The sequence below is a fragment of the Pseudomonas sp. RP-B7 genome (assembly GCF_059803535.1).
Window position 1 is genome coordinate 23,040 of record NZ_JAPFHC010000013.1, and the last position, 26,439, is coordinate 49,478.

Sequence of the window (26,439 nt, forward strand, 5' to 3'; positions counted from 1 at the left end):
AATGGACATTTTCCGTCATGTTAAAACAGCCCAGGGCGGCGTCAGTCGTCGCGCGAGCCGCCAAACGCCGCGCAACCGCGTTGCACCTGGCCGTTGACGCGCAATTCGGCGGTCATGTGTTGCAGGCTGCCGCTGACGCTGTCCACGCAACGTTGCGGGGCTACCCACAGTTCGACGTGCTGGTTGTTGGCTTCGGTCATCAGGTTGAAACGGCCATCGCCGATCTGTTCTTCCACATACGGCACCGCCAGTGGCGGCTGGCCTTCGCGCTCCAGCACCATGCCCTTGGCCGTGACATTCATCGCCCAGGCCGGCTTGTGGCCGTTGGCGCGCAGGATCATGCGCTTGAAGTCCGGGTCGTTGCAGGCCGAGGTCGAACGCTCCACGCGGTAGAGCTGTTGCAGGTCGACGCTGCCCTGGGTGCCGCTGGCCACGCCGGAGAACTTGCCACGCAGGTCGGCGAACAAGGTGCCTTGCTGGCCGGCCAGGGAGGCGGCTTCCTGCAGGACGCTGGTGCCGCCGGTGTCGTTGACCACGTAGTTGCGTTGGTCGTTGCACGGCTGGAACAGCAGCTTGCCGTTGACCGCCGTGAGTTCGCCCTGCATGCGGGTCAGGCCGACAGTCGACGGCTTGGCCGGCTCGCCTTCGAACATCTGGCAGGCGGCGAACAGGGGGAGCAGGGCAAACAGGGCAAGGGTACGAGCGGCACGCATAGAGGGTCTCCAGACAAGTGCCGCCACGTTACGCAGGCTGGCGCCGCATCACAAGCCCGCCTGCCAGCTTCAGGCGATTCTGACAGACGTGAAGATCAGCCCACGATAAAGGTCTGACCGGTCTGCAAGCCCTCGACGCTTTTGGCGTAGGCCAACGCCACATCTGCTCCCGCCGCCGGTTTGAAGCCGCGGAAGTAAGGCGCGTAGCTGCCCATCGCTTCCACCAGTACCGTAGGACTTACAGAATTGACGCGCAGGCCCCGTGGCAATTCGATTGCCGCTGCTTTGACGAACGCATCCAGCGCACCGTTGACCAGCGCCGCCGATGCCCCCGTGCGGATCGGGTCGCGGTTGAGGATGCCGCTGGTAAAGGTGAACGACGCGCCGTCGTTGGCGTACTCGCGGCCGATCAGCAGCAGGTTGACCTGGCCCATCAGTTTGTCGCGCAGGCCCAGTTCAAAGTCGGCGTCGCTCATTTCACCCAGTGCCGCGAACTTCACGCTGCCGGCGGCGCAGACCAGCGCGTCGAACTTGCCGGTCTGCTCGAACAGCTTGCGGATTGAGGCGCTGTCGCTGATGTCCACCTGAAAGTCACCGCTGGTGCGGCCGATGCTGATCACTTCGTGACGCTGCGCCAGTTCGCTCTTGACTGCCGAGCCGACGGTACCGCTGGCGCCAATCAATAGGATTTTCATGGTGCTGTTCCTCCAGTGGGGGTAAGTGAGGGTTCAGTCTAGAGTGGCTTTTTCCCTGGATAAACGTGCTAATAGGCAACCTTTGGTTTTCTTTTGGAAACAATCCATGAGCGAGATGGATGACCTGGCGGCCTTTGCCGTGTTGATCGAAGCCGGCAGTTTCACCGTGGCGGCGGAGCAGTTGGGCTGTAGCAAGGGGCAACTGTCCAAGCGCATCAGCCAGTTGGAAACGCAGTACTCGGTCGTGTTGCTGCATCGCACCACGCGCAAGCTCAGCCTCACCGCGGCCGGCGCGGCGCTGCTGCCCCAAGCCCAGGCGCTGGTGGTCCAGGTCGACCGCGCCCGTCAGGCATTGGCGCGGCTCAAAGACGATCTTGTCGGACCGGTGCGTATGACGGTTCCGGTGTCGTTGGGCGAAACCTTCTTTGATGGCTTGTTACTGGAGTTTTCCAAGCACTACCCGCAAGTTCAGCTCGAGCTGGAGCTGAACAACAACTATCGCGATCTGGCGCGGGATGGCTTCGATTTGGGGGTGCGTTCCGGTGCCATCGAAAACGCGCGCCTGGTGGCCAAGCCATTGCTGGCCTGGCATGAGATGACCTGCGCCAGCCCGGCTTACCTGGAGCAGCATGGCGAGCCGCAGACCCCGGCGGATCTGGCCCGCCACACCTGCCTGCTCAACAGTCACTACAGCGGCCGCGAAGAGTGGCTGTACCACCAGCAGCACGAATTATTGCGGGTGCGGGTCAGTGGCACCTTCGCCTCCAATCATTACAACCTGTTGAAAAAGGCTGCGCTGGTCGGGGCCGGTATTGCCCGTCTGCCGTCCTACGTCTTACCCGCGGAATTGGCTGACGGGCGCTTGCGCTTGCTCCTGCGCGACTTTCAGACGCGGAGCATGCCGATGTACCTGGTGCATCCCTATCAAGGCGGCCTGCCGCGTCGCACTCAAGTGTTGGCCGATTACCTGGTGGACTGGTTCAAGCGCAGCGGCGAGGCCCTCGACCGGCTTTAGTGGTAGCGGCGGGCGATCAACTGGTCGATGGACAAGCGTCCCGGTCCCTTGGCCACCAGCAGCAACAGCACGGCGATCCAGGTGCCGTGGGTCGGGTAGGCGTCCGGGTAGACGAAGAGCTGAATGACCAGGGTCATGCCGATCAGCGCCAGGGCCGAGAATCGCGTGGCGAACCCGACCAGAATCAGCACCGGGAAAAAATGCTCGGCAAACGCCGCCATATGTGCGGCCACCTCCGGCGACAGCAACGGCACGTGGTATTCGCTGCGAAACAGCGGCAAGGTCGACGCGGCCAGGCGTGGCTCACCCAGCTCGAAGGTGCCGCCGATCAGGTCCACGGCAAAGCCCTCGACCTTGGTTTGCCCGGATTTCCAGAACACCGCGGCGATGGAAAACCGTGCGATGAAGGCGATCAGGCTGTAGGGGATTTTTTCGAATAGTTGAATGACCCGTCTTACCAGGCACGGTGCGGAGGTGTTCATGGCGATACCTTTTGGTCCAGATGCAAATGAATGATGGCCTGGTGGCTGATCAGCAGCGTCAGGCATTGGTGCAGGTCGAATTCAGCGTTGGCCTCCAGGGCGCACTCCACGGCCCTCTGCAAAGGCAAGCCGTGGCCCAGGCGGTCGATAAAGGCCAGCGATCCAGGGTCGATGGCGAACACCTTGACCTCCAGGCCTTGGCGCAATACCAGGGCACTCTGGGCATGCCAGGGGTCCAGGGTGCCTACGCCACCCTCTGCCTGATGCGCGGCCCACATCGCCACCAGCGCATACGCGCTAGCCAGCGTGGTCACGGACGGATGCAGTTGCACGCGCAGCGCCCCCAGGTCGGCTTGGTCTTGCAGGGCCTGGAGTAGCGCTTGAGGGGCCAGCGGCGCATGGTCGGCCGCGTGATACGCGCAGACCCGCAAGCGTTCCAGCCGTGCCATATCCGCCAGGTAGGGCACGCTGGCCGCCGGTTCGAAACCCTGGATGAAGTCGGCGAGCGTACTGCCGTACTCGCACATCAACGGGCTGGTGGGTGGGCAGCTCTGTAGGTAGAGGCCGGCCATGGCGCGGAAAAACCTGTCGCCCACCAGTTGCAGGGTCACGGGGTACGCGGTGGCCAGCGCGTTGATCAACGCGCTGTGTACATTGTTGCGATACACCGCGAAGCGGCTGGCGGGGTCGGCGCCGTTACGGCTGAACAGGCCGTCGGGGCAGGTTGCTTCGGGGGCCAGCAAGGCGGCGGCAAAATCGGCGTGCAGGCTCATGGGCTGACCTGCGACAGGTGCCAGTCCGCGTGCCGGGCTTCGGCTTGCAGCACGCTGAAGGCCGGTACCTGATTGTCGCGTTCGATCAATGTGGCGACCGGTCCGGTGCGTGTCAGTACACTTTCGTACAACTGCCATACGGCGTTATCGATGGGCGCGCCGTGATCATCGATCAGTAGGCGTTCGCCGAGGCTGTCAGTGTCTTCGGCAAAACCAGCCAGATGAATCTCACCGACGGCGTGCAGCGGTAACGCGTCGATGTAGGCCAGTGGCTCGCGCTGGTGATTGATGCACGACACGTAGACGTTGTTGACGTCCAGCAACAAACCACAGCCGGTGCGGCGGACGATTTCGCTGATGAAGTCGGTCTCATCCAGGGTCGAGCGCTGGAATTGCAGGTAGGTCGACGGATTCTCCAGCAGCATCGGGCGCTTGAGCGCGCTTTGGACCTGGTCAACATGTTCGCACACACGCTTGAGGGTGGCGGCGTCGTAGGCCAGGGGCAGCAGGTCATGGAGAAACACCGGGCCATGGCTCGACCAGGCCAGGTGTTCGGAAAAGGACTGGGGTTGATAGCGCTCGATCAGCGTGGCCAGGCGTGCCAGGTGCGCAGGGTCCAGGGGGCCTTCGCCGCCGATGGATAGGCCCACGCCGTGCAACGACAGCGGGTACTGCGCGCGGATCAATCCCAGGTAGTGATGAAAGGGCCCGCCGGCGACCATGTAGTTTTCGGCGTGCACTTCAAAAAAACCGATGTCGGGGGTGGTCTCAAGCACTTCGCTCAAGTGCTCGTGCTTGAGCCCCAGCCCGGCCCGGCGCGGAAGGCCGGGCGCCTGAGCCTGGGAGGCGGGGTGCAGGGATGAAAGAATCATCATCAGTACTCAGGCGGCCCAGGGTTTCAGGACTTGGCGGTGAAGGCCGCTTCCTGGCCGAAACCGGTCGGCGAGGTGGAGCTTGGGGTTTGGGTGCAGGTGCCAGCGGGGACCAGCTTCCAGGCGTTGGCCTGGTCCTTGGTTTTCGAGGTGCCAGCGCAGGACGTGCCAGCGCCTGCGGCACAGTCGTTTTTACCGGCTTCAGCGACGCCGAAACATTTCTGCATATCGTCAGCGGCGTGGGCGGTGGTGGTCAGCGCGGACAGGCTCAGGGCGGAACCGAGGGCCAGGACGAGGGTGGCAGCGGACAGTTTGGTGGTCATGGTGAATCTCCAGCAGTGGGTTGAGTTGGCGGGCTTGATTGCCTGCTTGCACCACTAGAGACAGGAGGGGGTAATCCGTTACAAACCCACCCAAAATAATTTCGGGTCTCATCGGATTCAAAGAAACACACAACGCAAATGTGGGAGCGGGCTTGCTCGCGAAAGCGGCGTGCCAGCCAACAGATACTTGGCTGATCCACCGCATTCGCGAGCAAGCCCGCTCCCACATTTTTTGACCCGGTTCGTGCTGCAACCGGTGGTTAACCGCCCAGGTACGCCTCACGCACCTTGGGATCGGTCAGCAATTGCTCACCCGAACCTTCCATCACCACCCGGCCGTTCTCCAGCACATAGGCACGGTCGGCGATTTTCAGGGCCTGGTTGGCGTTCTGCTCCACCAGGAACACCGTTACACCGTCCTTGCGCAGCTGTTCGATGATGTCGAAGATCTGCTGGATGATGATCGGTGCCAGGCCCAGGGACGGTTCGTCGAGCAGCAGCAACTTGGGCTTGCTCATCAGCGCCCGACCGATGGCGAGCATTTGCTGCTCGCCGCCGGACATGGTGCCGCCGCGCTGGCTGAAGCGCTCCTTGAGCCGAGGGAAAAGGTGCAGCACCTTGTCCATCTGTTCCTGGAAGTCGCCCTTGTCGGTAAAGAACCCGCCCATGGCCAGGTTCTCTTCCACGGTCAGGCGGGAAAATACCCGACGACCTTCCGGCACCACCGCGATGCTTTTGCGCATGATCTGCGACGATTGCAGGCCCACCAGTTCCTCACCCATGTAGCGGATGCTGCCGCTGTGGGCTTGCGGCGAACCGCACAGGGTCATCAGCAGGGTCGACTTGCCGGCACCGTTGGCGCCGATCAGCGTGACGATCTCACCTTGGCGCACTTCCACGTTGACGCTGTGCAGGGCCTGGATCTTGCCGTAGAAAGTGGAAACGTTTTCGAATTGCAGCATTTTACGCTTCCCCCAAATAGGCTTTGATCACTTCCGGGTTGTCGCGGATCTGCTCCGGCGTCCCGTCGGCCAGCGGCGTGCCCTGGTTGATCACCACGATGTGATCGGAAATGCTCATGACCAGTTTCATGTCGTGTTCGATCAACAGCACGGTGACGTTGTGTTCCTCACGCAGCACACTGATCAGCGCCTTGAGGTCTTCGGTTTCCTTGGGGTTCAGGCCGGCAGCCGGTTCGTCGAGCATGAGGATGCGCGGGCGGGTCATCATGCAACGGGCGATTTCCAGGCGACGTTGCTGACCATAGGCCAGGGTGCCGGCAGGGCGGTTGGCGAACTCGGTCAGGTTGACCTTGTCCAGCCAGTACGCGGCAAATTCCATGGCTTCGCGCTCGCTCTTGCGGAACGCCGGGGTCTTGAACAGGCCCGCCAGGAAGTTGGTGTTCAAGTGACGGTGCTGGGCGATCAGCAGGTTCTCGACCGCTGTCATGTCCTTGAACAGGCGCACGTTCTGGAAGGTCCGCACCACGCCCTTGCGGGCGATCTCGTGACCGGCCAGGCCCTGGATCGGCTGGCCGTCCAGCAGGATGCTGCCACCGCTCGGCTTGTAGAAACCGGTGAGGCAGTTGAACACCGTGGTCTTGCCGGCGCCGTTGGGGCCGATCAATGCAACCACCTGTTTCTCTTTCACGGTCAGGGCCACGCCGTTGACCGCCAGCAAGCCGCCGAAGCGCATGCTCAAGTTTTCAACCTTCAGGATCTCGCGGCTCATTTGCGCAGCTCCATGTGTGGACGTTGCATAGGGAGCAGGCCTTGAGGACGCCAGATCATCATCAGCACCATCATGGCGCCGAACATCAACATGCGGTATTCGCTGAACTCACGCATCATTTCCGGCAGCAGGATCATCACGATTGCCGCCAGAATGACGCCCAACTGCGAGCCCATGCCACCCAGTACCACGATGGCGAGGATGATCGCCGACTCGATAAAGGTGAATGACTCCGGGGTGACCAGGCCTTGGCGCGCGGCGAAGAAGCTGCCGGCGAAACCGGCGAACGCAGCACCCAGGGTGAAGGCGGAGAGCTTGATGATGGTCGGGTTCAGGCCCAGGGCACGGCAGGCGATCTCATCTTCGCGCAACGCTTCCCACGCACGGCCGATCGGCATGCGCAGCAAACGGTTGATCACGAACAAGGCCGCCAACGCCAGCAACAGCGCCACCAGGTACAGGAACACCACTTTGCTTACCGGGTTGTAATCGATCCCGAAATACTCGTGGAAGGTCTGCATGCCTTCTGCGGCGCTGCGGTCGAACGTCAGCCCGAAGAAGGTCGGCTTGGGGATGCTGCTGATGCCGTTCGGGCCACCGGTGATGTCGGTCAGGTTACGCAGGAACAGTCGGATGATTTCCCCGAAGCCCAAGGTCACGATCGCCAGGTAGTCACCGCGCAAGCGCAATACCGGGAAGCCCAGCAGGAAGCCGAACGTCGCCGCCGCCATGCCCGCCAGTGGCAGGCAGATCCAGAAGCTCCAGCCCAGGTAGTGCGAGAGCAGCGCGTAGGTGTAGGCACCCACCGCATAGAAACCCACATAACCGAGGTCGAGCAGACCGGCCAGGCCCACCACGATGTTCAGGCCCAGGCCCAGCAACACGTAGATCAGGATCAGGGTGGCGATGTCGACGGCGCCGCGCGAGCCGAAGAACGGCCAGATCAATGCGGCGATGATCAACGCGATGATGATGTAGCGCTGGGTACGCGGCAGGGTCAGGAATTGGCTGACCTTGGGCGATACCAACGGCCCACGGTTGCCCTTGAACAAGGCACCGACCTGTTGGGTGAACAACACGCGCAGGAACATCAGCACCGAACACAAGGCGATGATGGTCAGGGTCACGGGACCGGTGCCATGCACTTCCAGGTTGATGCCGACAATGCTCAGCTTGAGGCCGAGTACCGGAAAGGCCACGGCCCACACCAGCAGGGCGCTGAAGAACGCCGATTTAAGATATCTGCTCATACTTTCTCAACCTCCGGACGGCCCAGAATGCCGGTCGGACGGAACAACAGCACCAGAACCAACAGGCCGAACGCCACGACGTCCTTGTACTGGTCGCCGAAGATGTCGGCGCCAAAGGCTTCGGCCACACCCAGCACCAGGCCACCGAGCATCGCGCCCGGGATACTGCCGATGCCGCCCAATACCGCTGCGGTAAAGGCCTTGAGGCCTACCAGGAAACCGGCGTTGGGGTTGATCACGCCGTACTGCATGCTCAGCAGCACCGCCGCGACCGCTGCCAGCGCGGCACCGATCACGAAGGTCAGGGCGATGATGTTGTTGGTATTGATGCCCAGCAGGTTGGCCATCTTGATGTCTTCGGCGCAGGCCCGGCAGGCGCGCCCCAGACGGGAGCGGGAGATGAACAGGGTCAGGCCCAGCATGGCCACCAGGGTGACGACGAAGACCAGGATCTGCATGTAGGAAATCAGCACTTCCTCCGCGCCGCCCGGGCCGAAGGAGAAGCTCCCAGGGATCAGGTTGGGGATGGATTTATCCTTGGAATCCTGGGACAGCAATACGGTGTTCTGTAGGAAAATCGACATGCCGATGGCGGAAATCAACGGGATCAAACGGTTGCTGCCACGCAAGGGACGATAGGCAACACGCTCGATACTGTAGCCGTAGGCACTGGTTACAACGATTGACGCGATAAACGCGGCGGTCATCAACAGCGGCAGGGAGTGGATCCCCATCATGGCCAGCCCGGCAAGGGCGATAAAGGCCACGTAGGAACCAATCATGTACACCTCGCCATGGGCGAAGTTGATCATTCCAATGATGCCGTAAACCATTGTGTAGCCAATGGCTATCAAGGCATAGGTGCTGCCAATGGTCAGGCCATTAACCAGCTGTTGGAAAAAATGATAGATCTCAGGCATTACAGCGCTCCTAAAAACCCGATACGCATTTCACTGGTGGAGTCATGTTCCGGCCCCGCGCTGTGTTCTATGAGCACATTTGCACGAAGCGTTTGCCAGCGAACCGCTGGTGACGGTTTTAAGATTTTCAGGTGAGCCAGCGCCCGGATCGCGGGTGACAGGCCCATAAACCTCGTAAAACAAAGCCCACTGCTTTCACAGTGGGCTTGTTGGACCAGTAACGCCTGGCTTACTGAGGGGAAACTTCGGTTTTTGGTTTGCCGAAGTGCCATTCGTAGACCACGAACTTGAAGTCCTTCAGGTCGCCCTTGGCGTCAAAGCTCAGGTCGCCGGTAGGGGTCTTGAACGTGCCCGCGTGGATGGCGGCTGCCACTTTGGCGGTGTCTTCGCTCTTCGCGGCAGCGATACCGCCGGCGATCAGCTCAACGGCGGAGTAGGCCGGGAACACGAACGGGCCGCTTGGGTCCTTGCCGTCAGCCTTGATGGCGTCAACGATGGCTTTGTTCTCAGGCTCGGCGTCGAACGATTTCGGCAGGGTGACCAGCAGGCCTTCGGAAGCGCCTTGGGCGATTTGCGAGATGGAGTCGTTGCCGACGCCTTCCGGACCCATGAACTTGGCTTTCAGGCCTTTTTCCTGGGCTTGGCGCAGGATCAGGCCCAGCTCTGGGTGGTAGCCGCCGTAGTAGACGAAGTCGACGTTGGCTTGCTTGAGCTTCTGGATGATCGAGGAGAAGTCTTTGTCGCCGGCGTTCAGGCCTTCGAAGACGGCAACCTTGGTGCCTTTCTTCTCAAGGGTCTGTTTGACGGCGGTGGCGATGCCTTCACCGTATTGCTGTTTGTCGTGCAGTACGGCAACGACTTTCGGCTTCACGTGGTCGGCGATGTAGTTGCCGGCCGCTGGGCCCTGGGCGCTGTCCAGGCCGATGGTGCGGAAGACCAGCTTGTAGCCACGGGCGGTGATGTCCGGGCTGGTAGCGGCCGGGGTGATCATGATGACGCCTTCGTCTTCATAGATGTCCGACGCTGGCTGAGTGGAGCTGGAGCAGAGGTGACCGACCACGAACTTGACGCCATCGTTGACCACTTTGTTGGCTACGGCAACGGCTTGTTTTGGATCGCAAGCGTCATCGTATTCCTTGGCTTCAAGCATCTTGCCATCGACGCCGCCCTTGGCATTGATGTCTTTGATCGCTTGTTTTGCGCCTACGAACTGCATGTCGCCGTATTGCGTAACCGGGCCGGTCTTCGGGCCGGCGATGCCGATCTTGATGGTGTCGGCTGCAAACGAATGGCCGGCAACCCCAGCCAGGACCATAGCGGCAAACAGTTTGGAAATCTGCTTAGTAGCCTTATTCATAGTGCTCCACTCTTGCTGTTGTATTTTTTATAGTTCTAGCGGCCTTGTGAGCTGCAGAACCGGATCGGATATCTCGGACATCCCCCCGGCAGCGGCCTGGCAACTGTACCGGTACAGTGTAGAGCGCCGGTTGATCGCTTGAAAAGCTGGCTGCTGGGGGCAAAACCCGGGCATGTCGCTTAAATGAAAGAAAAAGACAGAATCGCGGCGGGTTGATGCCAGAGTTTCGGGCAATCCTTGGCTTTTCTGACACTTTCTATCGATGACTCATTTGCAACTGGGTTTTTCTGCCTGGCTTTTTATGCGAAAGCCTCGACGTTATGATTGCGCCGATTTTTTACTCAGGTGAATTCCCATGACGCAAGAACCTAGCACCCTCTATGCCAAGCTGCTCGGTGAAACCGCCGAAATTTCCTGGAAGGAGCTTGAACCGTTCTTTGCCAAGGGTGCCCTATTGTGGGTCGACGCCGGCCTGGATTTGATCGAGGCCGCCGAAGGAATGGCCGAAGATAACCGTGACAAAGTCGCCTCCTGGCTGGCCTCGGGGAGCCTGGGCGAAGTGTCTGCGACGCGGGCATTGGACCTGGTGGAACGTGATCCAAGCCTATGGGCGGTGGTGGTTTCGCCGTGGATTCTGATCCAGGAAAGGGCAGCACAAGAAAGCTAGGCACCAAAAAGGTGCGTGTTTTTCGCCGAAGGAAGTGTGTAGCGGAGTAACCGCTGACGCCGTGATGGCATGTTGCCGTAGAGAAAGGTCACAGCGCAGGGTGACGTGCACGTCATGGGAACAGTTTTCTCGCGGCCAAAAGCGCGGGTGAATTGTTTCTTGGTGTGAATAAACGGCGGGTATCTATCAGATAAATCTGTGTGAAGCGGTGAAGCAAGGAAGTTCGTGCACCACTTCTACGCGGCAAAACGTTTCTTCCACGCCATGCCGGCGTACTTTTTCAGCCGGCACGGTAGAGCGCGTCAAACCCATGCCATAGGCCTGGCAGCGCCAGCGCATGGCACTCTGAAACAACGACGGCGCCGATGGGCGCCGTCTCAAGGCCTCAGGCCGTTTTACCTGTGTGGTTATTCAACGAAATAACCTTGGTCTTGCCGATGCGGTGACGGTAGATCTCGCGCAGGTACTTGATCGCCTTCTTCACACAGTCCCGCGACAGACGGATGTCATTGATCGACACGAATTTCTCTTTGTCGTTGATCAGTTCGCGGTACTTCTTCTCATACATCGGCTTGATCGCGTACCAGTTGGTATCGAGGATCTTCGCCGGGTTTTCAAACTCGTTGAGCAACTCGTCGATGCGGTCTTCGTCGAAGTCCTCGTGGATGATGAAGTCCAGGATCGAGTTGTCCAGCGTCTCGTCGAAGCGGTATGGGTTGCGCGCAAAGCAGCGTTTGATAAACGCCACGATCAAGGTCAGGAAGTCGTCCGACAGGCATGGGCTCTTGGCGATCAAGGTGGTCAGCGACAGGTTGGCCGAGGCGCCGATCACCAGGGCATAGCGCTTGAGCGTGGTATTGGGGAACAGGCTGTTGAGGTGGGTCTTGAGCCGGTTGAGGTCCATGTAGGACAGTTTGTAGTCCTTGGGCAGCGAGACGATCGACACCACCGACGAGCAGTTCTTGAAGAAGTGCAGGTCGTGCAACGCCGCAGCGTCGTAGCCGGAGTTCTTGTACTGCTCCAGGGACGCTCTGTAGCGCTTGGATTCAATCGGCAGCAAGCTGATGCCTTCGATGGCCTGGGTGACCTTGTTGAAGTGCGGCAGGTCGATGGAGCGGAAGAACAGGTCATCGATGTTCAGGCGCTGCGGTTCTTTGTCGAACACCTTGAACTTGTCGTTGGACGGCGCCGGGGTTTCCGGCACCACCGACTCGGCGTAGGCAATCGCCACCGGCCCGGCCAGACTCATAAACAGGTCGTTGGCATCCAGGCGGATGGTCTCGCCGATGTCGATACCGGCGCGGCGGAAGTAGTTCTGGTCGTAGTCGGTGGTCACCGCCTGGGCGGTGAGGATGTTGAAGATCTGCTGGGAAATATACTGGTTGGCGTGTTTTTCCATGGCATTGACGTCAATGTTCTGGATGTTGCCGTCATCGCTCTCTTCGGCGTAGCGCATGATGTCGTTGGAGATCAGCATCATCGCGTTCCATGGGCGGATTCGCCCCTTCACGCTGGCCTCGCTGCTGTCTTCATTGGCGAAGTTGTATGAGAAATCCCATTCTTCCGACAGATACTTGCAGAGCAAACGCCCGGCGTTGATATGCAGTGCCTCGGACATTTCGCTGCGGTGGTCGGAGATGTTCGGCAGCACGCAGATGCCGCTGGTGAAGATCGGCTCGAACACAAACGCGTGGCCGCTCTTGCTGTCGTGCTCGTCGGCGGGCTTGGTGTCGAAGGTCTTGTTCATGTACGAGTGTTGCTGGGCCAGGCCGAATTCCGAGGCCATGCCTGAACCTGTGCCGCCGCCGGCGCTGAAGATCGAGAAGTACAGGCGCGATTGGTTGGCCTTGATGCCGCAGGAGTCGATCAGGTACGAGTGGATCATTTTCCAGTCGGGGCTGGAAAAGCGCTGGGTATCTTTGTTGAGGATGATCTTGGCCAGGTACTGGCCGAGGATCGGCGCGTTACCCGCGCCACCGGCATGCACCTCCGACAGGTCCATGATTTTCATTTTGCTGTAGTCGCGCAGGAACCCGCTTTTTTCACCCTTGCGCGAGAAGCGGATGCGCCCGGCGATGTCCTTGTCCAGGTCGCCGAGCATCACCAGCGGTTCCACCAGGAACACCGGCTTGCTGGCCTTGCCGCCGCCCAGGCGCAGGTTGTTGCGGATCCACTGCGCCGGGCTGTAGCCCTTGTCCGCCGATTTGTCTTCGTTACTGAACTCATTCAGGTAGAACTTGCGCGCGTTGTACACCAGCTCGGCCACGTCCAGCGCGATGTTCGAACCGCAGCGCCCCAGGCCGATCAGGCAGACCGAAGGAAATTCTTGCTCGTTGCGCGGGTCGCCGTCGCCTTCCTGCTGGGGCAGGCGTGGGAACACCATGTCGCGCAGGCCGTCGAGGTTGTCGAGGATGCGGTCGGTGTTGGTTTCGGTGAAGTACAGGTATTGCTGGGTGGCCAGCGGGCGGGCGCTGCTCAATGACTTTGAACCTGGGGATTTTTCCACAGGTGCTGTCGGCAACACGTCGGGGACCACGGTGGCAGAGTTATTTTTGGAAGTCATTGGGCGCCATGTACCTGGACGGATGGCTGGAGAATTTCAAGGAGCCATCACTGAATGGGAGTTCGCGACTTTGCAGCGCGTCTTCGTCCGGGATGTGAAAATTAACCCTGCGTTCTCAAGGGAAAACGTAGCCGGACTCTGATGAATCGGCCGTTGGTCGGGTTTCTTTAAGCAAATGATGGCGAAATGCCAAAGTTTCGACGTCAGCGGATTGGCCGCACCACCGAGGTGGAACCGGCACGGCCGGGGGAGGGCGCCTTGGGGGCGCAAATGTCCGTCGCGCCCGCCGCGCTCAACGCATGCAGCGGGTTGTGCCTTTCAATGCCTTGGATCACGCCGATGATGTCGGCGGCGCACACCGCCGGGCTGAGCAGGTAGCCCTGGACGAAATCGCAGCCATGCTTGAGCAGCAACTCGAACTGCGCCTGGGTTTCCACGCCTTCGGTGACCACCTGCAGGTGCAGGGTGTGGGCCATGCCGATAATCGCCTGGACGATCTCGATGTCGGCAGTGGATTTGGGGATGTCCTGGATAAACGAACGATCAATCTTCAAGGTATTGAGCGGCAGGCGTTTAAGGTAGGCGAGGGAGGAATAGCCGGTGCCGAAATCATCGATGGCCAGTGAAACACCCAGTGCACGGATCTGGCGCAGCAACGCCAGGGTGCTGCTGATATTGCCCATCAGCGCGTTTTCGGTGACTTCCAGTTCCAGGCGGTGGGCCGCCACACCGGCGAAACGCAGTGCGTCTTCGATTTCATCGGCCAGTTCGTCGCGGGCCATGTTCAAGGCCGAGCAGTTCACCGCCATGGTCAGTTCGTAGTAGCCCCGGTCAGACAACAGGCTCAGATCGTGACAGGCCTGGCGCAACACCCAGTGGTCCAGTTCGGCAATCAGGCCGTTGCTTTCGGCGATCCCGATAAACCGGTCCGGAGCCAACAGGCCGTGTGTCGGGTGTTGCCAGCGCACCAAGGCCTCCAGGCGCGAGACTTTGCCCAGTTTCATGTCGAAGATCGGTTGGTAGAACAACACCAGCTGGTTTCTGGCCCGCAGTGCGCCACGCAGCTCTTCTTCCAGTTGCAGTTCGAGAAAGGCGCGGGTTTTCAGGTTGGAGCTGAAGAAGTTCAGGGTATTGCGGCCGCTGTCTTTGGATTGGTACAGCGCCAGGTCAGCGGTTTTCAGCAGCTCTTCGCAGGTCTGTCCATCGTCCGGGAACAGGCTGATGCCGATGCTGGTGGTCATCACCATGCGCCGCCCGGCCAACTCTATCGGGTCTTTCATCTTCTGCATGATGCGCTGGGCCATGTGCCGCGCTTCGTCACGGTGGTGGATGTTGATCAGGATGCAGAACTCGTCGCCGCCAAACCGCGCAACCACGTCTTCATGGCTGCGCACCGACCCTTTGATATGCCCGGCGAGGACGCTGAGCAATTGGTCGCCGGCGTCGTGGCCGAGGCTGTCGTTGATGCGCTTGAAATGGTCGATATCAAGGAAAATAACCGCCAACATGCCGTTTGATGCGGTTTTTTCAGCGACTTTTTCCGCAAAGATCTGGTTGAAGCCGCGCCGGTTGAGCAGGCTGGTCAGGGCGTCAAAATGCGCTACTTGCTGCAGCGAGGCACGGGCCTGGTCCAACTCGCTGAGCAGGGCGTTGACTCGGCGCAGGTCGCGCTCCTTGTGTTGCAGCTTCTTGTCCGCCAGCGCCGCGCTGACGCTGCTGCCGATCACCAGCAAGGTGATGACGGCGACCGACAGGCCGAGTTGGATGGGGTTGTTGTTCAGCGGCAGTGAGAGGTCTGCGCCGGTGGGCACGATCAGGCGCATGGCCGCCATGCCGGTGAAGTGCATGCTGAGGATGCCGGCGCCCAGCACCAGGCTGGCCGCGTATTTGAGCAGTTGGTGAAACACCCCGGCGCCGTTGCGCAGGTAGCTCGACAGCAGCAGCGCCGCAAGGCTGGCACCGATGGCGATGCCAATCGAGGCCATGAACAGTGCTGACTCGAAGTACGCCTGGGCCTGGGAGCGCATGGCGGATATGCCGACGTAGTGCATCAGGGCGATGCCCAGGCCCATCCATACCGATGCCAGCAGATACTGGTGCAAGCGCAGCCGGGGATGACTGAGGGTTTGCATGGCGAACAGCGAGGCGATCATGGCGATCAGCAGCGAAATGAAGGTCATGAACAATTCGTGGTGAATCGCGATGGGCGCCTGGAAGGCCAGCATGCTGATGAAGTGTGTGGACCAGATACCACCGGCCAGGCAACCGGCACCGAGCCAGCGCCAGCGGCGACGTGCAGTAGGGTCTTCGACGTGGCCGACGCGCTCGGCCATATCGAGCGTACCGAAACCGGCCGCACAGGCGACCAGGTAGGCCAGTAGCACCAGGAAGGGGTTATGACTGCAATTGAGTAATAAATGCCCGTTCGCTGGAAGCTCGGTAAAAAAATTCAGACCAAGCCATTCCATAGCGTGCCCCATCATAGAGTCTCGTCACTGCCTACGGCGATGACCTATGCAGTCGAGTATAGAAGCCTCGCAGGATTCGCCATGAATAATGGCACTTTGCTCTGAATGATTTTGGCATGCCGGCCATAGCGTTTGATGCTAAGCGCTGATGGGCAGATCCAGCTCGAAGGGCGCTTCCAGGGGCGGCAGGCCGAAGGCGGCGCGGGCTGCATCGCAATCGGCGTTGTGCACGCCCTCGTGCCAGGACGCTTCAAATTCGCGGCAGGTACTCGAGCGTTGCGTGTAGATCGAGCAACTGGTGCCCTTGCCCACTTCACCTTCAAGGCTGCAGCAGCGTACGGGTTTCTGGTCGGTGCCGATCATCGCCACGCGGGTCGGGTTGATCTGTACCACCAGATCGTCGGGTACCGTCCCTCCGGACGAGGCGCACTCACCCCAGAAAAAAGACACGCGAAAGTGTGAACAGCAGGCACCGCAACTCAGGCACGGACTGGCTTCGGACATGGGCGTCATCGATAAGAAAGTAAGAGGGGGACTACAGGAAGGCTTGCCATTCTATCTGCGCCATGGCCGTTGGGAAGAGGGGAGCAGATATATATTTTCGTAGGGAAAGTCCCATGAAACCGGGGGAAATCATGCCCTATCAGCTTTACGAATCATTACAGACAAGCGCTGCCAGCCCCACTATGTTGCAGGGACCGGGCAGGATGCATCGGGCATCGCAGCTCTCATAACAATAAAAGAGACGGACCCATGCAGAACTCGACCCAAGCGGCGAATGCCTGGCGCATTCTGTTCCTGCTGTTCCTCGCCAATTTGTTCAACTTCTTCGATCGCACCATTCCCGCGATCATCATCGAGCCGATCCGCATGGAATGGCACCTGAGCGACTTCCAGCTCGGCATCATCGGTACCGCCTTCACCATCGTCTATGCCATCGCCGGCCTGCCCCTCGGGCGCCTGGCCGATACCGGTTCGCGCAGCAAATTGATGGGCTGGGGCCTGTTCGCCTGGAGTGGGCTGACGGCGGTCAATGGCCTGGTCGGCAGTTTCTGGAGCTTTTTGCTGGTGCGCATGGGCATCGGTATCGGCGAAGCCAGCTACGCCCCGGCGGCCAACTCGCTGATCGGCGACCTGTTTCCTGCCCATCGCCGTGCCCGGGCGATGGGCATTTTCATGCTCGGCTTGCCCCTGGGCCTGTTGTTGGCCTTCTTCACTATCGGTTGGATGGTCAAGGCGTTCGACAGCTGGCGCGCGCCGTTCTTTATCGCCGCCGTGCCGGGGATGATCCTTGCGGTGTTCATGTTCTATATCAAGGAGCCCAAGCGCGGCGCCGCTGAAACCGTGCAAGTCTCCCAGGCGCGCGTCGACCGCCCGATCCGTCGCGTGCTGGCGGTGCCGACGTTCCTTTGGCTGGTGCTGGCCGGGCTGTGTTTCAACTTCGCTACCTATGCCTGCAACTCGTTCCTGGTGCCGATGCTACAGCGCTACTTCCTGATGCCATTGCAGGATGCAGCGGTCGCCACGGGCGTGATTGTCGGCCTGACCGGCTTGGTGGGCCTGACCCTGGGCGGTTGGGTGGCCGACAAGATTCATCAGCGGGTTGCCAACGGCCGCCTGCTGTTCGCGGCGTTCAGCCTGATCATTTCCACCGTCACCACGGCCTGGGCGTTGCACGCCGGGCGTATCGAGATCGGGGTGTTCGTGGCGTTGTTCAGTGTGGGCTGGCTGTTTGCCTATAACTTCTACACCTGCGTGTACACGGCGATTCAAGACGTGGTCGAGCCGCGTCTGCGGGCCACGGCGATGGCGCTGTTTTTTGCCGGGTTGTACTTGCTGGGCGGCGGCATGGGGCCGATCGTGGTGGGGGGCTTGTCCGATCATTTCGCCCATTCGGCGATGTATGCGGCGGGGGCGGAGCAGATGACCGAGGCGTACAAGGCAGTGGGGTTGCATGACGCCATGTATCTGATCCCGGTGGCGCTGTTGCTGACCATGCTGTTTCTGTTCCAGGCGTCGCGGTGTTTTGTGCGTGATGCCAAGAAGATGAAGGAGGGGCTGGGGGTTATTGAGGTGCCGGCTTCGGCGGTTACAGCTTGAGACCGAGGTGACTTCATCGCAGGCAAGCCAGCTCCCACATTTGGCTGCATTCCAACATTGGAACTCGGTCAACTGTGGGAGCGGGTTTGCCCGCGATGAGGCCCTCAAGGCATATAAAGAAGGCCCGCATTGCGCGGGCCTTCTTTATTACTAGCCTGCGACCAGGACTCGAATCGCTTCCAACCGCAGCGCGGCTTTGTCCAGCATCGCCAAACCTTGCTCGCGCTGATTGCGCAACGCCACCAACTCACTGTCACGCACGGTTGGGTTGACCGCTTGCAACGCGGTCAGGCGTGCCAGTTCTTCGTCGGTGTCCGCTGCCAGGCGACGCTTGGCCTCGGCCACACGCTCGGCGTGCTGCGGGGTGATCTTCTCTTCGCCGGCGTTGATCCGTGGCGTCAGCTGGTCGCGCTGGGCCTGGATAAACTTGTTGGCGCTGGCCCGTGGCACGCTTTCCAACTGGTCGTTGAGCGTCACGAACGACACACGGCTCGACAGGTCATTGCCATTGGCATCCAGCAAGCAGCGCAAGGCGGCCGGCGGCAGGTAGCGGCCCAGTTGCAGGGCGCGCGGTGCGACCACTTCGCTGACGTAGAGCAGTTCCAGCAACACGGTGCCCGGTTTCAGCGCCTTGTTCTTGATCAGGGCCACGGCGGTGTTGCCCATCGAACCGGACAGCACCAAGTCCATGCCGCCCTGCACCATCGGGTGTTCCCAGGTGATGAACTGCATGTCTTCACGTGACAGTGCCTGGTTGCGGTCGTAGGTGATGGTCACGCCTTCGTCGTCGCCGAGGGGGAAGCTGGCGTCGAGCATTTTTTCGCTCGGCTTCAGGATCAGGGCGTTTTCCGAATGGTCTTCGCTGTCGATGCCGAACGCATCGAACAGGGTTTCCATGTAGATCGGCAGGGCGAACTGATCGTCTTGCTCCAGGATGTCCTCGACCAGCGCGTCGCCTTCCCCGGCACCGCCGGAGTTGAGTTCCAGCAAGCGGTCGCGACCGGTGTGCAGCTCTTGCTCCAGGCGCTCGCGCTCGGTGCGGGCTTCGTCGATCAGGGCTTGCCACTCGCCGTCGTCGGCTGCTTCCAGCAGCGGCAGCAGGCGTGGGCCGAACTGATGCTGCAAGGCGTTGCCGGTCGGGCAGGTGTTGAGGAATGCATTCAGCGCCTCGTTGTACCACTGGAACAGGCGCTCTTGCGGGCTGGTCTCCAGGTACGGCACGTGCAGTTCGATCACGTGTTTCTGGCCGATCCGGTCCAGACGGCCGATCCGCTGTTCCAGCAGGTCCGGGTGAGACGGCAGGTCGAACAGCACCAAGTGGTGGGAGAACTGGAAGTTGCGGCCTTCGCTGCCGATCTCGGAGCAGATCAGCACCTGGGCGCCGAACTCTTCATCGGCGAAGTAGGCGGCGGCGCGGTCACGCTCGAGGATGTTCATGCCCTCGTGGAATACCGTGGCCGGAATGCCGGAGCGCACGCGCAGGGCGTCTTCCAGGTCCATGGCGGTTTCGGCGTGGGCGCAGATCACCAGGACCTTGGTGCGCTTGAGCATTTTCAGCTGGTCGATCAGCCATTCGACCCGTGGGTCGAAGCGCCACCAGCGGTTTTCTTCCTCAATGTCCGGTTGCGCCTGGAAGCTGACTTCCGGGTACAACTCGGCGTGCTCGCCCAGCGGCAATTCGAGGTATTCGTCCGGGTTCGCCAGCGGGTAGGCGTGCAGCTTGCGCTCCGGGAAACCCTGCACGGCGGCGCGGGTGTTGCGGAACAGCACGCGGCCGGTGCCGTGGCGGTCGAGCAACTCGCGCACCAGGCGTGCGCTGGCTTCGGTGTCACCATCGTTGACGGCGGTGAGCAGGGCTTCGCCTTCGTCACCGAGGAAACCCTGGATGGTCTTGTGGGCGGCTGGCGACAGGCGGCCCTTGTCCATCAGTTCCTGCACGGCTTCGGCCACCGGGCGATAGTTCTCGCTCTCGGCGCGGAAGGCGGCCAGGTCGTGGAAGCGGTTCGGGTCCAGCAGGCGCAGGCGGGCGAAGTGGCTGTCCTGGCCCAATTGTTCCGGGGTGGCGGTCAGCAGCAGCACGCCAGGAATCACTTCGGCCAGTTGCTCGACCAGGGCGTATTCGGCGCTGGCCTTTTCTTCGTGCCAGACCAGGTGGTGAGCTTCGTCGACCACCAGCAGGTCCCAGCCGGCGGCGAACAGCGCGTCCTGGGCCTTCTCATCGTCCACCAGCCATTCCAGTGCCACCAGGGCAAGCTGGGTGTCTTCGAATGGGTTGGCGGCATCGCTTTCAATGAAGCGTTCTTCGTCAAACAGCGCAACCTGCAGGTTGAAGCGGCGGCGCATTTCCACCAGCCATTGGTGTTGCAGGTTTTCCGGGACCAGGATCAGCACGCGGTTGGCGCGGCCCGACAGCAGTTGGCGATGGATCACCAGGCCGGCTTCGATGGTCTTGCCCAGGCCTACTTCGTCGGCCAGCAATACCCGCGGCGCGATACGGTCGGCGACTTCACGGGCGATGTGCAATTGGTGGGCAATCGGTTGCGCACGCACGCCACCCAGGCCCCACAGCGAAGACTGCAATTGGCGGCTGGTGTGTTCCAGGGTGTGGTAGCGCAGCGAGAACCAGGCCAGCGGGTCGATCTGCCCGGCGAACAGACGGTCGCTGGCCAGGCGGAACTGGATGAAATTGGAGAGTTGGGTTTCCGGCAGGGTGACCTGCTCGTTCTGCCCATTGAGGCCGTGGTACACCAGCAGGCCGTCGACGTCGTCGACTTCCTGCACGGTCATTTTCCAGCCTTCGAAATGGGTGATGGTGTCACCCGGCGAGAACCGCACGCGAGTGAGGGGCGCATTCCGTAGCGCATACTGGCGGGTGTCGCCAGTGGCCGGATAGAGCACGGTCAACAAGCGGCCGTCCTGTGCCAGAACGGTGCCTAACCCCAGCTCTGCTTCGCTGTCACTAATCCAGCGTTGCCCCGGTTGATACTGCTGCGCCATGCTGCCTGACTCCCGCCGTGAAAAAGCCGACTATCTTAACGGAACACGGCCCTCAGCCAAAGAACTCCTGACAAAAACTACTCCGTTTGAGTGGCTGCCCGGAAGTCGGATCGACGGGTGGCGGGCACTTGGGAGTGTCGACTGGGTCACAGCTTGGCGAGTGTAGGCTCAAGTCGCCCGCAGGCGCGCCGACAGCCTGTTGATCAGGAGAACAAACCTTATGCTGCCACCCATGCTGCCCGTCAGCGTTGTGCCGGTCACGTCACAACTCGATCCGGTACGCCAGAAACCGGATATTCCGCCCGTGGTGCCAGTTCAGGCGGGCTCCAACGAAAGCACCATCGACCTGAAGAAGGGCGATGCCGAGCAGTCGACCTTTCTGCTGCGCGAAGAACAACGCCGCCAGCAAGAGCAGCAAAAACGCCGCCGCGAAGCCGATGAAGATCCGGAGCAGCACCTGGCCATTCCGGGCGACCTGCTCAACGCCGACAACACCGTGCCGGTGGTGCCGCTGATCGAAGACGCGCCGCGCCAGGGCTTGTGGGTGGACGTCGAGGTTTAGCCGCGCAATTGCTCCAGGGCTACCAGCAACCGTTCGACGTCGTGTGTGTTATTGAGCGGGCTGACGGAAACCCGCGCAATGCTGGCCTGGCCGCGCGCCTGCATGTCCAGCGGGGTGTACGCCACGTCATTGGCGCCGATATTGATGCGCTTGAGGCCCAATTGCCGCTTGAGTTCGAAGGCGTCCCAGCCGGCGAGGTTGAAGGCGATCAGCCCGGATTGGCAGGTGCCCAGGTCGTGCAGGGTAATTCCTGGAATCTGACGCAGCCCTTCGCGGATTCGCTCGCTGACCTGTGAGACCGTTTCCCATACCCGCGCAATCCCCAACTGATTGATCTCCTGCAACGCATTGCCCAATCCCGCCAATAAGGCGTAGGACGCTTCGCTGGTTTCAAAGCGACGGGCGTCGTTGCGCAAGTCGAACCCTTCGGTTGTCCACGGTGCAGAAAATACATCGCGCTGGGCCGGGTTCAGTTGCTTGAGAAAGTCTGGTCGCACATACAACAGTGCCGTGCCGCGTGGCCCGCGCAGGTGTTTGCGCCCGGCCGACTTGAGCACGTCGCAGTGCAGCGCCTGCACATCCACCGGCACTTGGCCGACGGCTTGGCCGGCATCGATGAAGTAAGGGATACCGTGCCTTCTGGCCACTTCGCCGATGGCCTGGGCGGGGTTGATCAGGCCGCCGTTGGCGGGCAGCCAGGTGAGGTCGATCAGCCTGACCTTGGCATCGATCATTGCTTCCAGCGCCAGCGGACAGACCGCGCCGGTTGCGTCGCAGGGGATGACTTCTATGCGGGCACCGGCTTGCACTGCCAGTTGCATGCTCGCCAGGTTGCCGCCCCATTCATGACGCCCCACCAGGATACGGTCGCCCGGCTGCCATGGGGCCAGGGCCTGGAACGCCATGTTCCAGGCGGCCGAGCCGCTGCCGGCGAAGGCGATGGATGCGGTGGGCGCATTGAGCAATTGCCCGGCGGCGTGACGGGCGTTATCCAGCAGTTGCGCGCCGTACTCGCCAGCCTCCATCGGCCCGTCGCGGGCCTCGCGGTGCAGTTGTTCGATGATGGCATCGAGGGTGGCCTGGCTCGGTAGCGATGCCCCTGCGTGATTGAAGTGCGCGATGCCGGACTGGCAGCCGGGGGTGGCGTCGCGCAGCGCCTGGATGTTGAGCGGGCTCACGGGCGTAGCTCGAAAATGGCGTCAATCTCCACCGCCACACCGGCGGGCAGGCTGGAGACACCCACGGCGGTGCGCACATGGCGGCCTTTTTCACCGAGGGCGTTGACCAACAGGTTCGACGCGCCGTTGGCGACCAGGCTCTGGCGCTGGAAGTCGCCGCTGCTGGCGATGTAAACGCCCAGGCGCAGCGTACGAACCAGCTGTGACAGGTCATCCTCCAGTGCATCGCCCAATTGCGCGAGCAGGCTCAACGCCGCCAGTTCTGCGGCGTGGGCGCCTTCTTCATCGCTGAGGGATTCCCCGAGGCGGCCGACATAGGCAGGTTGGCCATCGATCAGGGGAATTTGCCCGGAGATCAACAGCTGGTTGCCGCTGATGACATGGCTGATGTAGTTGGCCGCCGGCAGGCTGGGCGTTGGCAGCGTGAGGCCGAGGGTGTGTACGCGTTGGCGCAGGGAGTCGCTCATGATCCATCCTCAAGGGTTAGGGAGGACTGATCATGTTGCTCGGTCGAATTGGCGACAAACGGATAGATCTCACACGACGTATCGAAATAACTCACGCGTCGCTGCAGGTTTCCTTCAACCACTGGCTGAAACACTCGGCCGCTGCGCTGAGGCGGCCTTGGGGGGCGATCAGCCAGTAGCCGATGTCACTGTGGTAGGGCGGCCAGTCGAAGGCTTGCACCAGGCTGCCGTCTTGGAGCCGACGCTCGATAAGGCGATGGCGGCCCATGGCGATGCCTTGGCCGGCCACGGCGGCTTCGACCACGATGTTGTAGTCGTGCAGCATCACGCGGGGGTGACGGCTGAGGTCGACCTGGTAATGCGCAGACCAATCCGTCCATTCGAAGGGTTTGTGCGATGTAGCCATCAGCAACGGGCCGTCATGACGGACCTTGAATGCCGGGCTGCATACGGGGGAGATCACTTCCGCCATCAGTCGGGTGGCCTGCACGTCGGGCCAATCGCCCTTGCCGTAGCGGATCGCCAGGTCGACTTCGGCACCGGCGACGTCGGCCAGTTGGATGGCTGGCAGCAGCTCGACCTGGATATGCGGGTAACGGTTGAGAAACCCGGCCAGGCGCGGCGCCAGCCACAGGGTAGCGAAGGAGGCGAGCAGGCCGATGCGCAACACCGTGGCGCTGGGTGTCGCCCGCTGGGTGCGGGTGGCGGTGGCAATTGCATCGAGGGCAGGGCGGATTTCATCGTAGTAGCGTTGGCCGTCGGCAGTCAGATCGATCGCACGGGTGCGTCGGATAAACAGCGGTTTGCCCAGATGCTGTTCAAGTTTCTGTACTTGATGGCTCAACGCACTCTGGGTCACCGACAGCTCTTGCGCCGCCTTGATAAAGCTCAAGTGCCGCGCCACGGCTTCGAAGGCGCGCAGGGCCAGCAACGGCGGAAGGTCCTTGTGCAGTGCCACTCGCGTGCGCTCCAGTACTAATGGGAAGTGCCGATTTTGGGCGATGACCTGCCTTTTGTCGCCCGCTGATTTGCCGTCGGGCGGGGCAGGCCGCATTATTGAGGCATTTCCGCCACGACGTAAGCCAAGCCATGAGTGATGACGATAAGCTGATTGACCTGAATGCCGAACGTGCCAAGCGTGTGCATGACCTCAATGACAAACGCCTGAATGAAGTGCGCCAGGCATTCGAACAAGCGATGCCGTTGGGCAAAGTTAAGAAAAAACCAAAGAACAAACCGAAAAAGCGTTGAAACAACCTGCATCTGTTGATGCAGGTCAGTTATTGCCCTTCTTTACGCCCCGTCGTGGGCGACATTGATCCCCGTCAATTTTCCAATCCGCCTTCTCGATTAACTTAGCCCTATCGCAACAGGGCAAGTGCAGGAGGCCGGTCATGTTTATCGACAATGTGGTATTTGCCGGAGTGCTGACCGTCAGCCTCATGGTGTTGTTTTTTGTAGGGTTTGGAATTTTTATCTGGAAAGACGCGAACAAGCGTAAAAAACCATAGGGCTTTCCAGGTTACATGAGCACGCAAGGCATTTTGGGCGACTTCGGTCGCCCTTTTTTTTGCCTGCAATTTAATCAACAAGACATTTTTATTGAGCTTGGCTATAGGCATAAAAAAAGGTGCGACCCTCGCGGATCGCACCTTTTTTATTGCAAGCAGACTATCAGTTGCCCAGCGCCTTGGACGCCAGCCAGAACAGCCCGGCCGACAGGCCCACGGTTGCCGGCAGGGTCAATACCCACGCCATCAGGATGGTCTTGACCGTACCGCCTTGCAGGCCGCTCTTGTTGGCGACCATGGTGCCGGCGACGCCCGACGACAGCACGTGGGTGGTCGACACCGGCAGGCTGAAGATGTTGGCCAGGCCAATCATGCTCGCCGTGGTGATCTGTGCCGACATGCCCTGGGCATAGGTCATGCCCTGCTTGCCGATTTTCTCACCGATGGTCAGTACCACACGCTTCCAGCCCACCATGGTGCCCAGGCCCAGGGCCAGTGCAACCGCGAGGATCACCCAGAACGGTGCGTACTCGGTGGTGGCGGTCAGGTCTTTGCGCAGCTTGTCCAGGTCGGCCTTCTCACGGGCTTCCAGGCCCGGCAGCTTGCCGACTTTCTTCGCGGTATCGTCCAGGCAGAGCAGGTAGCGACGTACTTCGATACGGTGATCAGCGGTCAACGAGTGGTAGTCGGACACACCTTTTAATGTCTCCATCAGCGCACTGATAGTGGGTTCGGTCTGCTGCGGGTTGCACTGGAACTTGCCCGGCAGGTCATCCTTCACGCTTTTGCCCAGGGCCAGGAACTCGCCAAGGGTGGCACTGTTGCGCTGGTAGAACTGGCTCAAATGCACCGTGGCGTCGCGGGTGCGTTCGATCTGGTAGGTGGTGCTGCCCAGGTCGAGTACGAACTGCGCCGGCACGATACCGATGAGTACCAGCATGATCAGGCCGATACCTTTCTGGCCATCGTTGGAACCGTGCACGAAGCTCACGGCCATGGCGGAGATCACCAGGACCAGGCGGTTCCAGAAGGGCGGGTGCTTTTTGTCGTCGAGCTTGCGGCGCTGGTCCGGCGTCTTGTGCATCTTCGACAGCGGGCGCCACCACTTCAGGCCGATCAGCACCAGGGCTGCGACCAGGAAGCCGGCCATCGGCGAGAACACCAGGGAGGCGCCGATATCTATCGCTTTCTGCCAGTTCACACCATCGGCCAACGGGATGTCGTTGATCAGGGCGTTGGCCAGGCCGACACCGAGGATCGAGCCGATCAGGGTGTGGGAGCTGGACGCCGGGATACCGAAGTACCAGGTGCCCAGGTTCCAGGTGATCGCCGCCGCCAACAAGGAGAAGACCATGGCCAAGCCGTGGCCGGTGTTCACATTGATCAGCAACTCCACCGGCAGCAAGTGCACGATGGCGTAGGCGACACCGACACCACCGAGCAAAACGCCGAGGAAGTTGAACACCCCGGAGAAGAACACGGCCAGGTGTGGCGGCATGGCTTTGGTATAGATGACTGTGGCCACCGCGTTTGCGGTGTCATGAAAGCCATTGATGAACTCGAAGGCGAGGACAAAGGCCAGGGCGAGCAACAGGCTCACTAGAACCCAAGCATCCAGTCCGCTGAATAAATCGATCATGAAGGTTTTCTGACCCGGTCGTAAGGGGGCGCGATTATGCCAGAAAACCTCAGTAATCGATGCATTAGCTGCTCATCGGTAACAATCTTCATTGAAAAAGCCTGGGGGAAAGGCGCCTATCCCAGGGTTTTCGGGGCTTTGACAAGTCTTTGATTT

General features: G+C 60.8%; 25 protein-coding genes. 6 read left to right on the forward strand and 19 right to left on the reverse strand.

Annotation, left to right across the window (positions count from 1 at the left end; all coding sequences use genetic code 11):
* Positions 1–41 precede the first annotated feature (41 nt).
* Both OPU96_RS14040 and OPU96_RS14045 read right to left on the reverse strand, forming a co-directional pair.
* Positions 42–713, reverse strand: a complete 672-nt coding sequence (locus tag OPU96_RS14040) for a COG3650 family protein (protein ID WP_498559257.1) — start codon at positions 711–713, stop codon at positions 42–44.
* 95 nt (positions 714–808) lie between these two features.
* Positions 809–1,408, reverse strand: coding sequence for a short chain dehydrogenase (locus tag OPU96_RS14045; protein ID WP_226457695.1), 600 nt, complete (start codon positions 1,406–1,408; stop codon positions 809–811).
* A 106-nt stretch (positions 1,409–1,514) separates the two neighbouring features.
* On the opposite strand from OPU96_RS14045, the gene OPU96_RS14050 reads away from it, so the two are divergent.
* A complete protein-coding gene (locus tag OPU96_RS14050; protein ID WP_226457696.1) occupies positions 1,515–2,423 on the forward strand; it encodes a LysR family transcriptional regulator in 909 nt (302 codons plus the stop codon).
* Here OPU96_RS14050 and OPU96_RS14055 read toward each other — a convergent pair.
* The 9 genes from OPU96_RS14055 to OPU96_RS14095 form a co-directional block, all read right to left on the reverse strand.
* On the reverse strand, positions 2,420–2,905 hold the full coding sequence (locus tag OPU96_RS14055) for a DoxX family protein (RefSeq protein WP_226457697.1): 486 nt from the start codon (positions 2,903–2,905) through the stop codon (positions 2,420–2,422). The two genes, OPU96_RS14050 and OPU96_RS14055, sit on opposite strands and share 4 nt — an antisense overlap.
* Positions 2,902–3,678 carry an HvfC/BufC N-terminal domain-containing protein gene (locus OPU96_RS14060; protein WP_498559258.1) on the reverse strand — a complete coding sequence of 259 codons (777 nt, stop codon included), beginning with the start codon at positions 3,676–3,678 and terminating at the stop codon, positions 2,902–2,904. Before OPU96_RS14060 ends, OPU96_RS14055 begins: the two co-directional genes overlap by 4 nt.
* Positions 3,675–4,553, reverse strand: a complete 879-nt coding sequence (gene bufB, locus OPU96_RS14065; protein ID WP_192299301.1) for an MNIO family bufferin maturase — start codon at positions 4,551–4,553, stop codon at positions 3,675–3,677. The genes OPU96_RS14060 and bufB overlap by 4 nt, the downstream gene beginning before the upstream one ends.
* 23 nt (positions 4,554–4,576) lie before the next feature.
* Entirely contained in the window at positions 4,577–4,873 is a 297-nt protein-coding gene (locus tag OPU96_RS14070) for a BufA1 family periplasmic bufferin-type metallophore (RefSeq protein WP_024073886.1), read from the reverse strand.
* A 260-nt stretch (positions 4,874–5,133) separates the two neighbouring features.
* Positions 5,134–5,835 carry an ABC transporter ATP-binding protein gene (locus OPU96_RS14075; RefSeq protein WP_017735935.1) on the reverse strand — a complete coding sequence of 234 codons (702 nt, stop codon included), beginning with the start codon at positions 5,833–5,835 and terminating at the stop codon, positions 5,134–5,136.
* A gap of 1 nt (position 5,836) precedes the next feature.
* Positions 5,837–6,604, reverse strand: coding sequence for a high-affinity branched-chain amino acid ABC transporter ATP-binding protein LivG (livG, locus tag OPU96_RS14080; RefSeq protein WP_017735934.1), 768 nt, complete (start codon positions 6,602–6,604; stop codon positions 5,837–5,839).
* A complete protein-coding gene (locus OPU96_RS14085) occupies positions 6,601–7,854 on the reverse strand; it encodes a high-affinity branched-chain amino acid ABC transporter permease LivM (protein WP_305392208.1) in 1,254 nt (417 codons plus the stop codon). Before OPU96_RS14085 ends, livG begins: the two co-directional genes overlap by 4 nt.
* Positions 7,851–8,774 carry a high-affinity branched-chain amino acid ABC transporter permease LivH gene (livH, locus tag OPU96_RS14090; protein ID WP_060753800.1) on the reverse strand — a complete coding sequence of 308 codons (924 nt, stop codon included), beginning with the start codon at positions 8,772–8,774 and terminating at the stop codon, positions 7,851–7,853. Before livH ends, OPU96_RS14085 begins: the two co-directional genes overlap by 4 nt.
* Before the next feature lie 229 nt (positions 8,775–9,003).
* Complete coding sequence (locus OPU96_RS14095; RefSeq protein WP_226457699.1) at positions 9,004–10,131, reverse strand: branched-chain amino acid ABC transporter substrate-binding protein; 1,128 nt, start codon at positions 10,129–10,131, stop codon at positions 9,004–9,006.
* Positions 10,132–10,486: 355 nt separating this feature from the next.
* On the opposite strand from OPU96_RS14095, the gene OPU96_RS14100 reads away from it, so the two are divergent.
* Positions 10,487–10,798 (forward strand): DUF2288 domain-containing protein, encoded by a 312-nt coding sequence (locus tag OPU96_RS14100; RefSeq protein WP_192299297.1) that lies wholly within the window; start codon positions 10,487–10,489, stop codon positions 10,796–10,798.
* Positions 10,799–11,183: 385 nt separating this feature from the next.
* On the opposite strand, the gene OPU96_RS14105 is transcribed toward OPU96_RS14100, so the two are convergent.
* The 3 genes from OPU96_RS14105 to OPU96_RS14115 form a co-directional block, all read right to left on the reverse strand.
* A complete protein-coding gene (locus OPU96_RS14105) occupies positions 11,184–13,361 on the reverse strand; it encodes a hypothetical protein (protein ID WP_192299296.1) in 2,178 nt (725 codons plus the stop codon).
* A 203-nt stretch (positions 13,362–13,564) separates the two neighbouring features.
* Positions 13,565–15,829, reverse strand: coding sequence for a putative bifunctional diguanylate cyclase/phosphodiesterase (locus OPU96_RS14110; protein WP_226457702.1), 2,265 nt, complete (start codon positions 15,827–15,829; stop codon positions 13,565–13,567).
* A 138-nt stretch (positions 15,830–15,967) separates the two neighbouring features.
* On the reverse strand, positions 15,968–16,333 hold the full coding sequence (locus OPU96_RS14115; RefSeq protein WP_192299294.1) for a YkgJ family cysteine cluster protein: 366 nt from the start codon (positions 16,331–16,333) through the stop codon (positions 15,968–15,970).
* Between the two features lie 249 nt (positions 16,334–16,582).
* On the opposite strand from OPU96_RS14115, the gene OPU96_RS14120 reads away from it, so the two are divergent.
* Complete coding sequence (locus OPU96_RS14120; protein ID WP_226457704.1) at positions 16,583–17,929, forward strand: spinster family MFS transporter; 1,347 nt, start codon at positions 16,583–16,585, stop codon at positions 17,927–17,929.
* Between the two features lie 150 nt (positions 17,930–18,079).
* Here the strand turns inward: OPU96_RS14120 and rapA are convergent, their stop codons facing one another.
* The gene (gene rapA / locus OPU96_RS14125; protein WP_192299292.1) at positions 18,080–20,926 is read right to left on the reverse strand and encodes an RNA polymerase-associated protein RapA; all 2,847 of its coding nucleotides are present in this window, start codon (positions 20,924–20,926) and stop codon (positions 18,080–18,082) included.
* Positions 20,927–21,146: 220 nt separating this feature from the next.
* Between rapA and OPU96_RS14130 the strand changes: the two genes are divergently transcribed.
* The gene (locus tag OPU96_RS14130) at positions 21,147–21,488 is read left to right on the forward strand and encodes a hypothetical protein (RefSeq protein WP_025855310.1); all 342 of its coding nucleotides are present in this window, start codon (positions 21,147–21,149) and stop codon (positions 21,486–21,488) included.
* Here the strand turns inward: OPU96_RS14130 and OPU96_RS14135 are convergent.
* From OPU96_RS14135 to OPU96_RS14145, 3 genes are all read right to left on the reverse strand, one after another.
* The gene (locus OPU96_RS14135) at positions 21,485–22,666 is read right to left on the reverse strand and encodes an aminotransferase class V-fold PLP-dependent enzyme (protein WP_498559259.1); all 1,182 of its coding nucleotides are present in this window, start codon (positions 22,664–22,666) and stop codon (positions 21,485–21,487) included. The two genes, OPU96_RS14130 and OPU96_RS14135, sit on opposite strands and share 4 nt — an antisense overlap.
* Entirely contained in the window at positions 22,663–23,133 is a 471-nt protein-coding gene (locus OPU96_RS14140; RefSeq protein WP_226457707.1) for a RidA family protein, read from the reverse strand. The genes OPU96_RS14135 and OPU96_RS14140 overlap by 4 nt, the downstream gene beginning before the upstream one ends.
* 91 nt (positions 23,134–23,224) lie before the next feature.
* Entirely contained in the window at positions 23,225–24,091 is an 867-nt protein-coding gene (locus OPU96_RS14145) for a LysR substrate-binding domain-containing protein (protein WP_498559260.1), read from the reverse strand.
* 131 nt (positions 24,092–24,222) lie between these two features.
* Here OPU96_RS14145 and OPU96_RS14150 point away from each other — a divergent pair, with 131 nt between their 5' ends.
* Both OPU96_RS14150 and ccoM read left to right on the forward strand, forming a co-directional pair.
* Positions 24,223–24,384 (forward strand): hypothetical protein, encoded by a 162-nt coding sequence (locus OPU96_RS14150; RefSeq protein ID WP_017844811.1) that lies wholly within the window; start codon positions 24,223–24,225, stop codon positions 24,382–24,384.
* 143 nt (positions 24,385–24,527) lie between these two features.
* Positions 24,528–24,644 (forward strand): cytochrome c oxidase subunit CcoM, encoded by a 117-nt coding sequence (gene ccoM, locus OPU96_RS14155; RefSeq protein WP_003172387.1) that lies wholly within the window; start codon positions 24,528–24,530, stop codon positions 24,642–24,644.
* A gap of 163 nt (positions 24,645–24,807) precedes the next feature.
* Here ccoM and OPU96_RS14160 read toward each other — a convergent pair whose 3' ends face one another.
* On the reverse strand, positions 24,808–26,283 hold the full coding sequence (locus OPU96_RS14160) for an inorganic phosphate transporter (RefSeq protein WP_192299288.1): 1,476 nt from the start codon (positions 26,281–26,283) through the stop codon (positions 24,808–24,810).
* Between the last annotated feature and the right edge of the window lie 156 nt (positions 26,284–26,439).

Bases quoted from the DNA above. Each gene is read 5' to 3' on its own strand.
- OPU96_RS14140 (WP_226457707.1), bottom strand. From the start codon at position 23,133: ATGAGCGACTCCCTGCGCCAACGCGTACACACCCTCGGCCTCACGCTG.
- bufB (WP_192299301.1), bottom strand. From the start codon at position 4,553: ATGATGATTCTTTCATCCCTGCACCCCGCCTCCCAGGCTCAGGCGCCC.
- OPU96_RS14040 (WP_498559257.1), bottom strand. From the start codon at position 713: ATGCGTGCCGCTCGTACCCTTGCCCTGTTTGCCCTGCTCCCCCTGTTC.
- OPU96_RS14045 (WP_226457695.1), bottom strand. From the start codon at position 1,408: ATGAAAATCCTATTGATTGGCGCCAGCGGTACCGTCGGCTCGGCAGTC.
- livG (WP_017735934.1), bottom strand. From the start codon at position 6,604: ATGAGCCGCGAGATCCTGAAGGTTGAAAACTTGAGCATGCGCTTCGGC.
- rapA (WP_192299292.1), bottom strand. From the start codon at position 20,926: ATGGCGCAGCAGTATCAACCGGGGCAACGCTGGATTAGTGACAGCGAA.
- OPU96_RS14075 (WP_017735935.1), bottom strand. From the start codon at position 5,835: ATGCTGCAATTCGAAAACGTTTCCACTTTCTACGGCAAGATCCAGGCC.
- OPU96_RS14070 (WP_024073886.1), bottom strand. From the start codon at position 4,873: ATGACCACCAAACTGTCCGCTGCCACCCTCGTCCTGGCCCTCGGTTCC.
- OPU96_RS14060 (WP_498559258.1), bottom strand. From the start codon at position 3,678: ATGAGCCTGCACGCCGATTTTGCCGCCGCCTTGCTGGCCCCCGAAGCA.
- OPU96_RS14050 (WP_226457696.1), top strand. From the start codon at position 1,515: ATGAGCGAGATGGATGACCTGGCGGCCTTTGCCGTGTTGATCGAAGCC.
- OPU96_RS14095 (WP_226457699.1), bottom strand. From the start codon at position 10,131: ATGAATAAGGCTACTAAGCAGATTTCCAAACTGTTTGCCGCTATGGTC.
- livH (WP_060753800.1), bottom strand. From the start codon at position 8,774: ATGCCTGAGATCTATCATTTTTTCCAACAGCTGGTTAATGGCCTGACC.
- OPU96_RS14110 (WP_226457702.1), bottom strand. From the start codon at position 15,829: ATGGAATGGCTTGGTCTGAATTTTTTTACCGAGCTTCCAGCGAACGGG.
- OPU96_RS14130 (WP_025855310.1), top strand. From the start codon at position 21,147: ATGCTGCCACCCATGCTGCCCGTCAGCGTTGTGCCGGTCACGTCACAA.
- OPU96_RS14115 (WP_192299294.1), bottom strand. From the start codon at position 16,333: ATGTCCGAAGCCAGTCCGTGCCTGAGTTGCGGTGCCTGCTGTTCACAC.
- OPU96_RS14105 (WP_192299296.1), bottom strand. From the start codon at position 13,361: ATGACTTCCAAAAATAACTCTGCCACCGTGGTCCCCGACGTGTTGCCG.
- ccoM (WP_003172387.1), top strand. From the start codon at position 24,528: ATGTTTATCGACAATGTGGTATTTGCCGGAGTGCTGACCGTCAGCCTC.
- OPU96_RS14100 (WP_192299297.1), top strand. From the start codon at position 10,487: ATGACGCAAGAACCTAGCACCCTCTATGCCAAGCTGCTCGGTGAAACC.
- OPU96_RS14085 (WP_305392208.1), bottom strand. From the start codon at position 7,854: ATGAGCAGATATCTTAAATCGGCGTTCTTCAGCGCCCTGCTGGTGTGG.
- OPU96_RS14150 (WP_017844811.1), top strand. From the start codon at position 24,223: ATGAGTGATGACGATAAGCTGATTGACCTGAATGCCGAACGTGCCAAG.
- OPU96_RS14160 (WP_192299288.1), bottom strand. From the start codon at position 26,283: ATGATCGATTTATTCAGCGGACTGGATGCTTGGGTTCTAGTGAGCCTG.
- OPU96_RS14055 (WP_226457697.1), bottom strand. From the start codon at position 2,905: ATGAACACCTCCGCACCGTGCCTGGTAAGACGGGTCATTCAACTATTC.
- OPU96_RS14120 (WP_226457704.1), top strand. From the start codon at position 16,583: ATGCAGAACTCGACCCAAGCGGCGAATGCCTGGCGCATTCTGTTCCTG.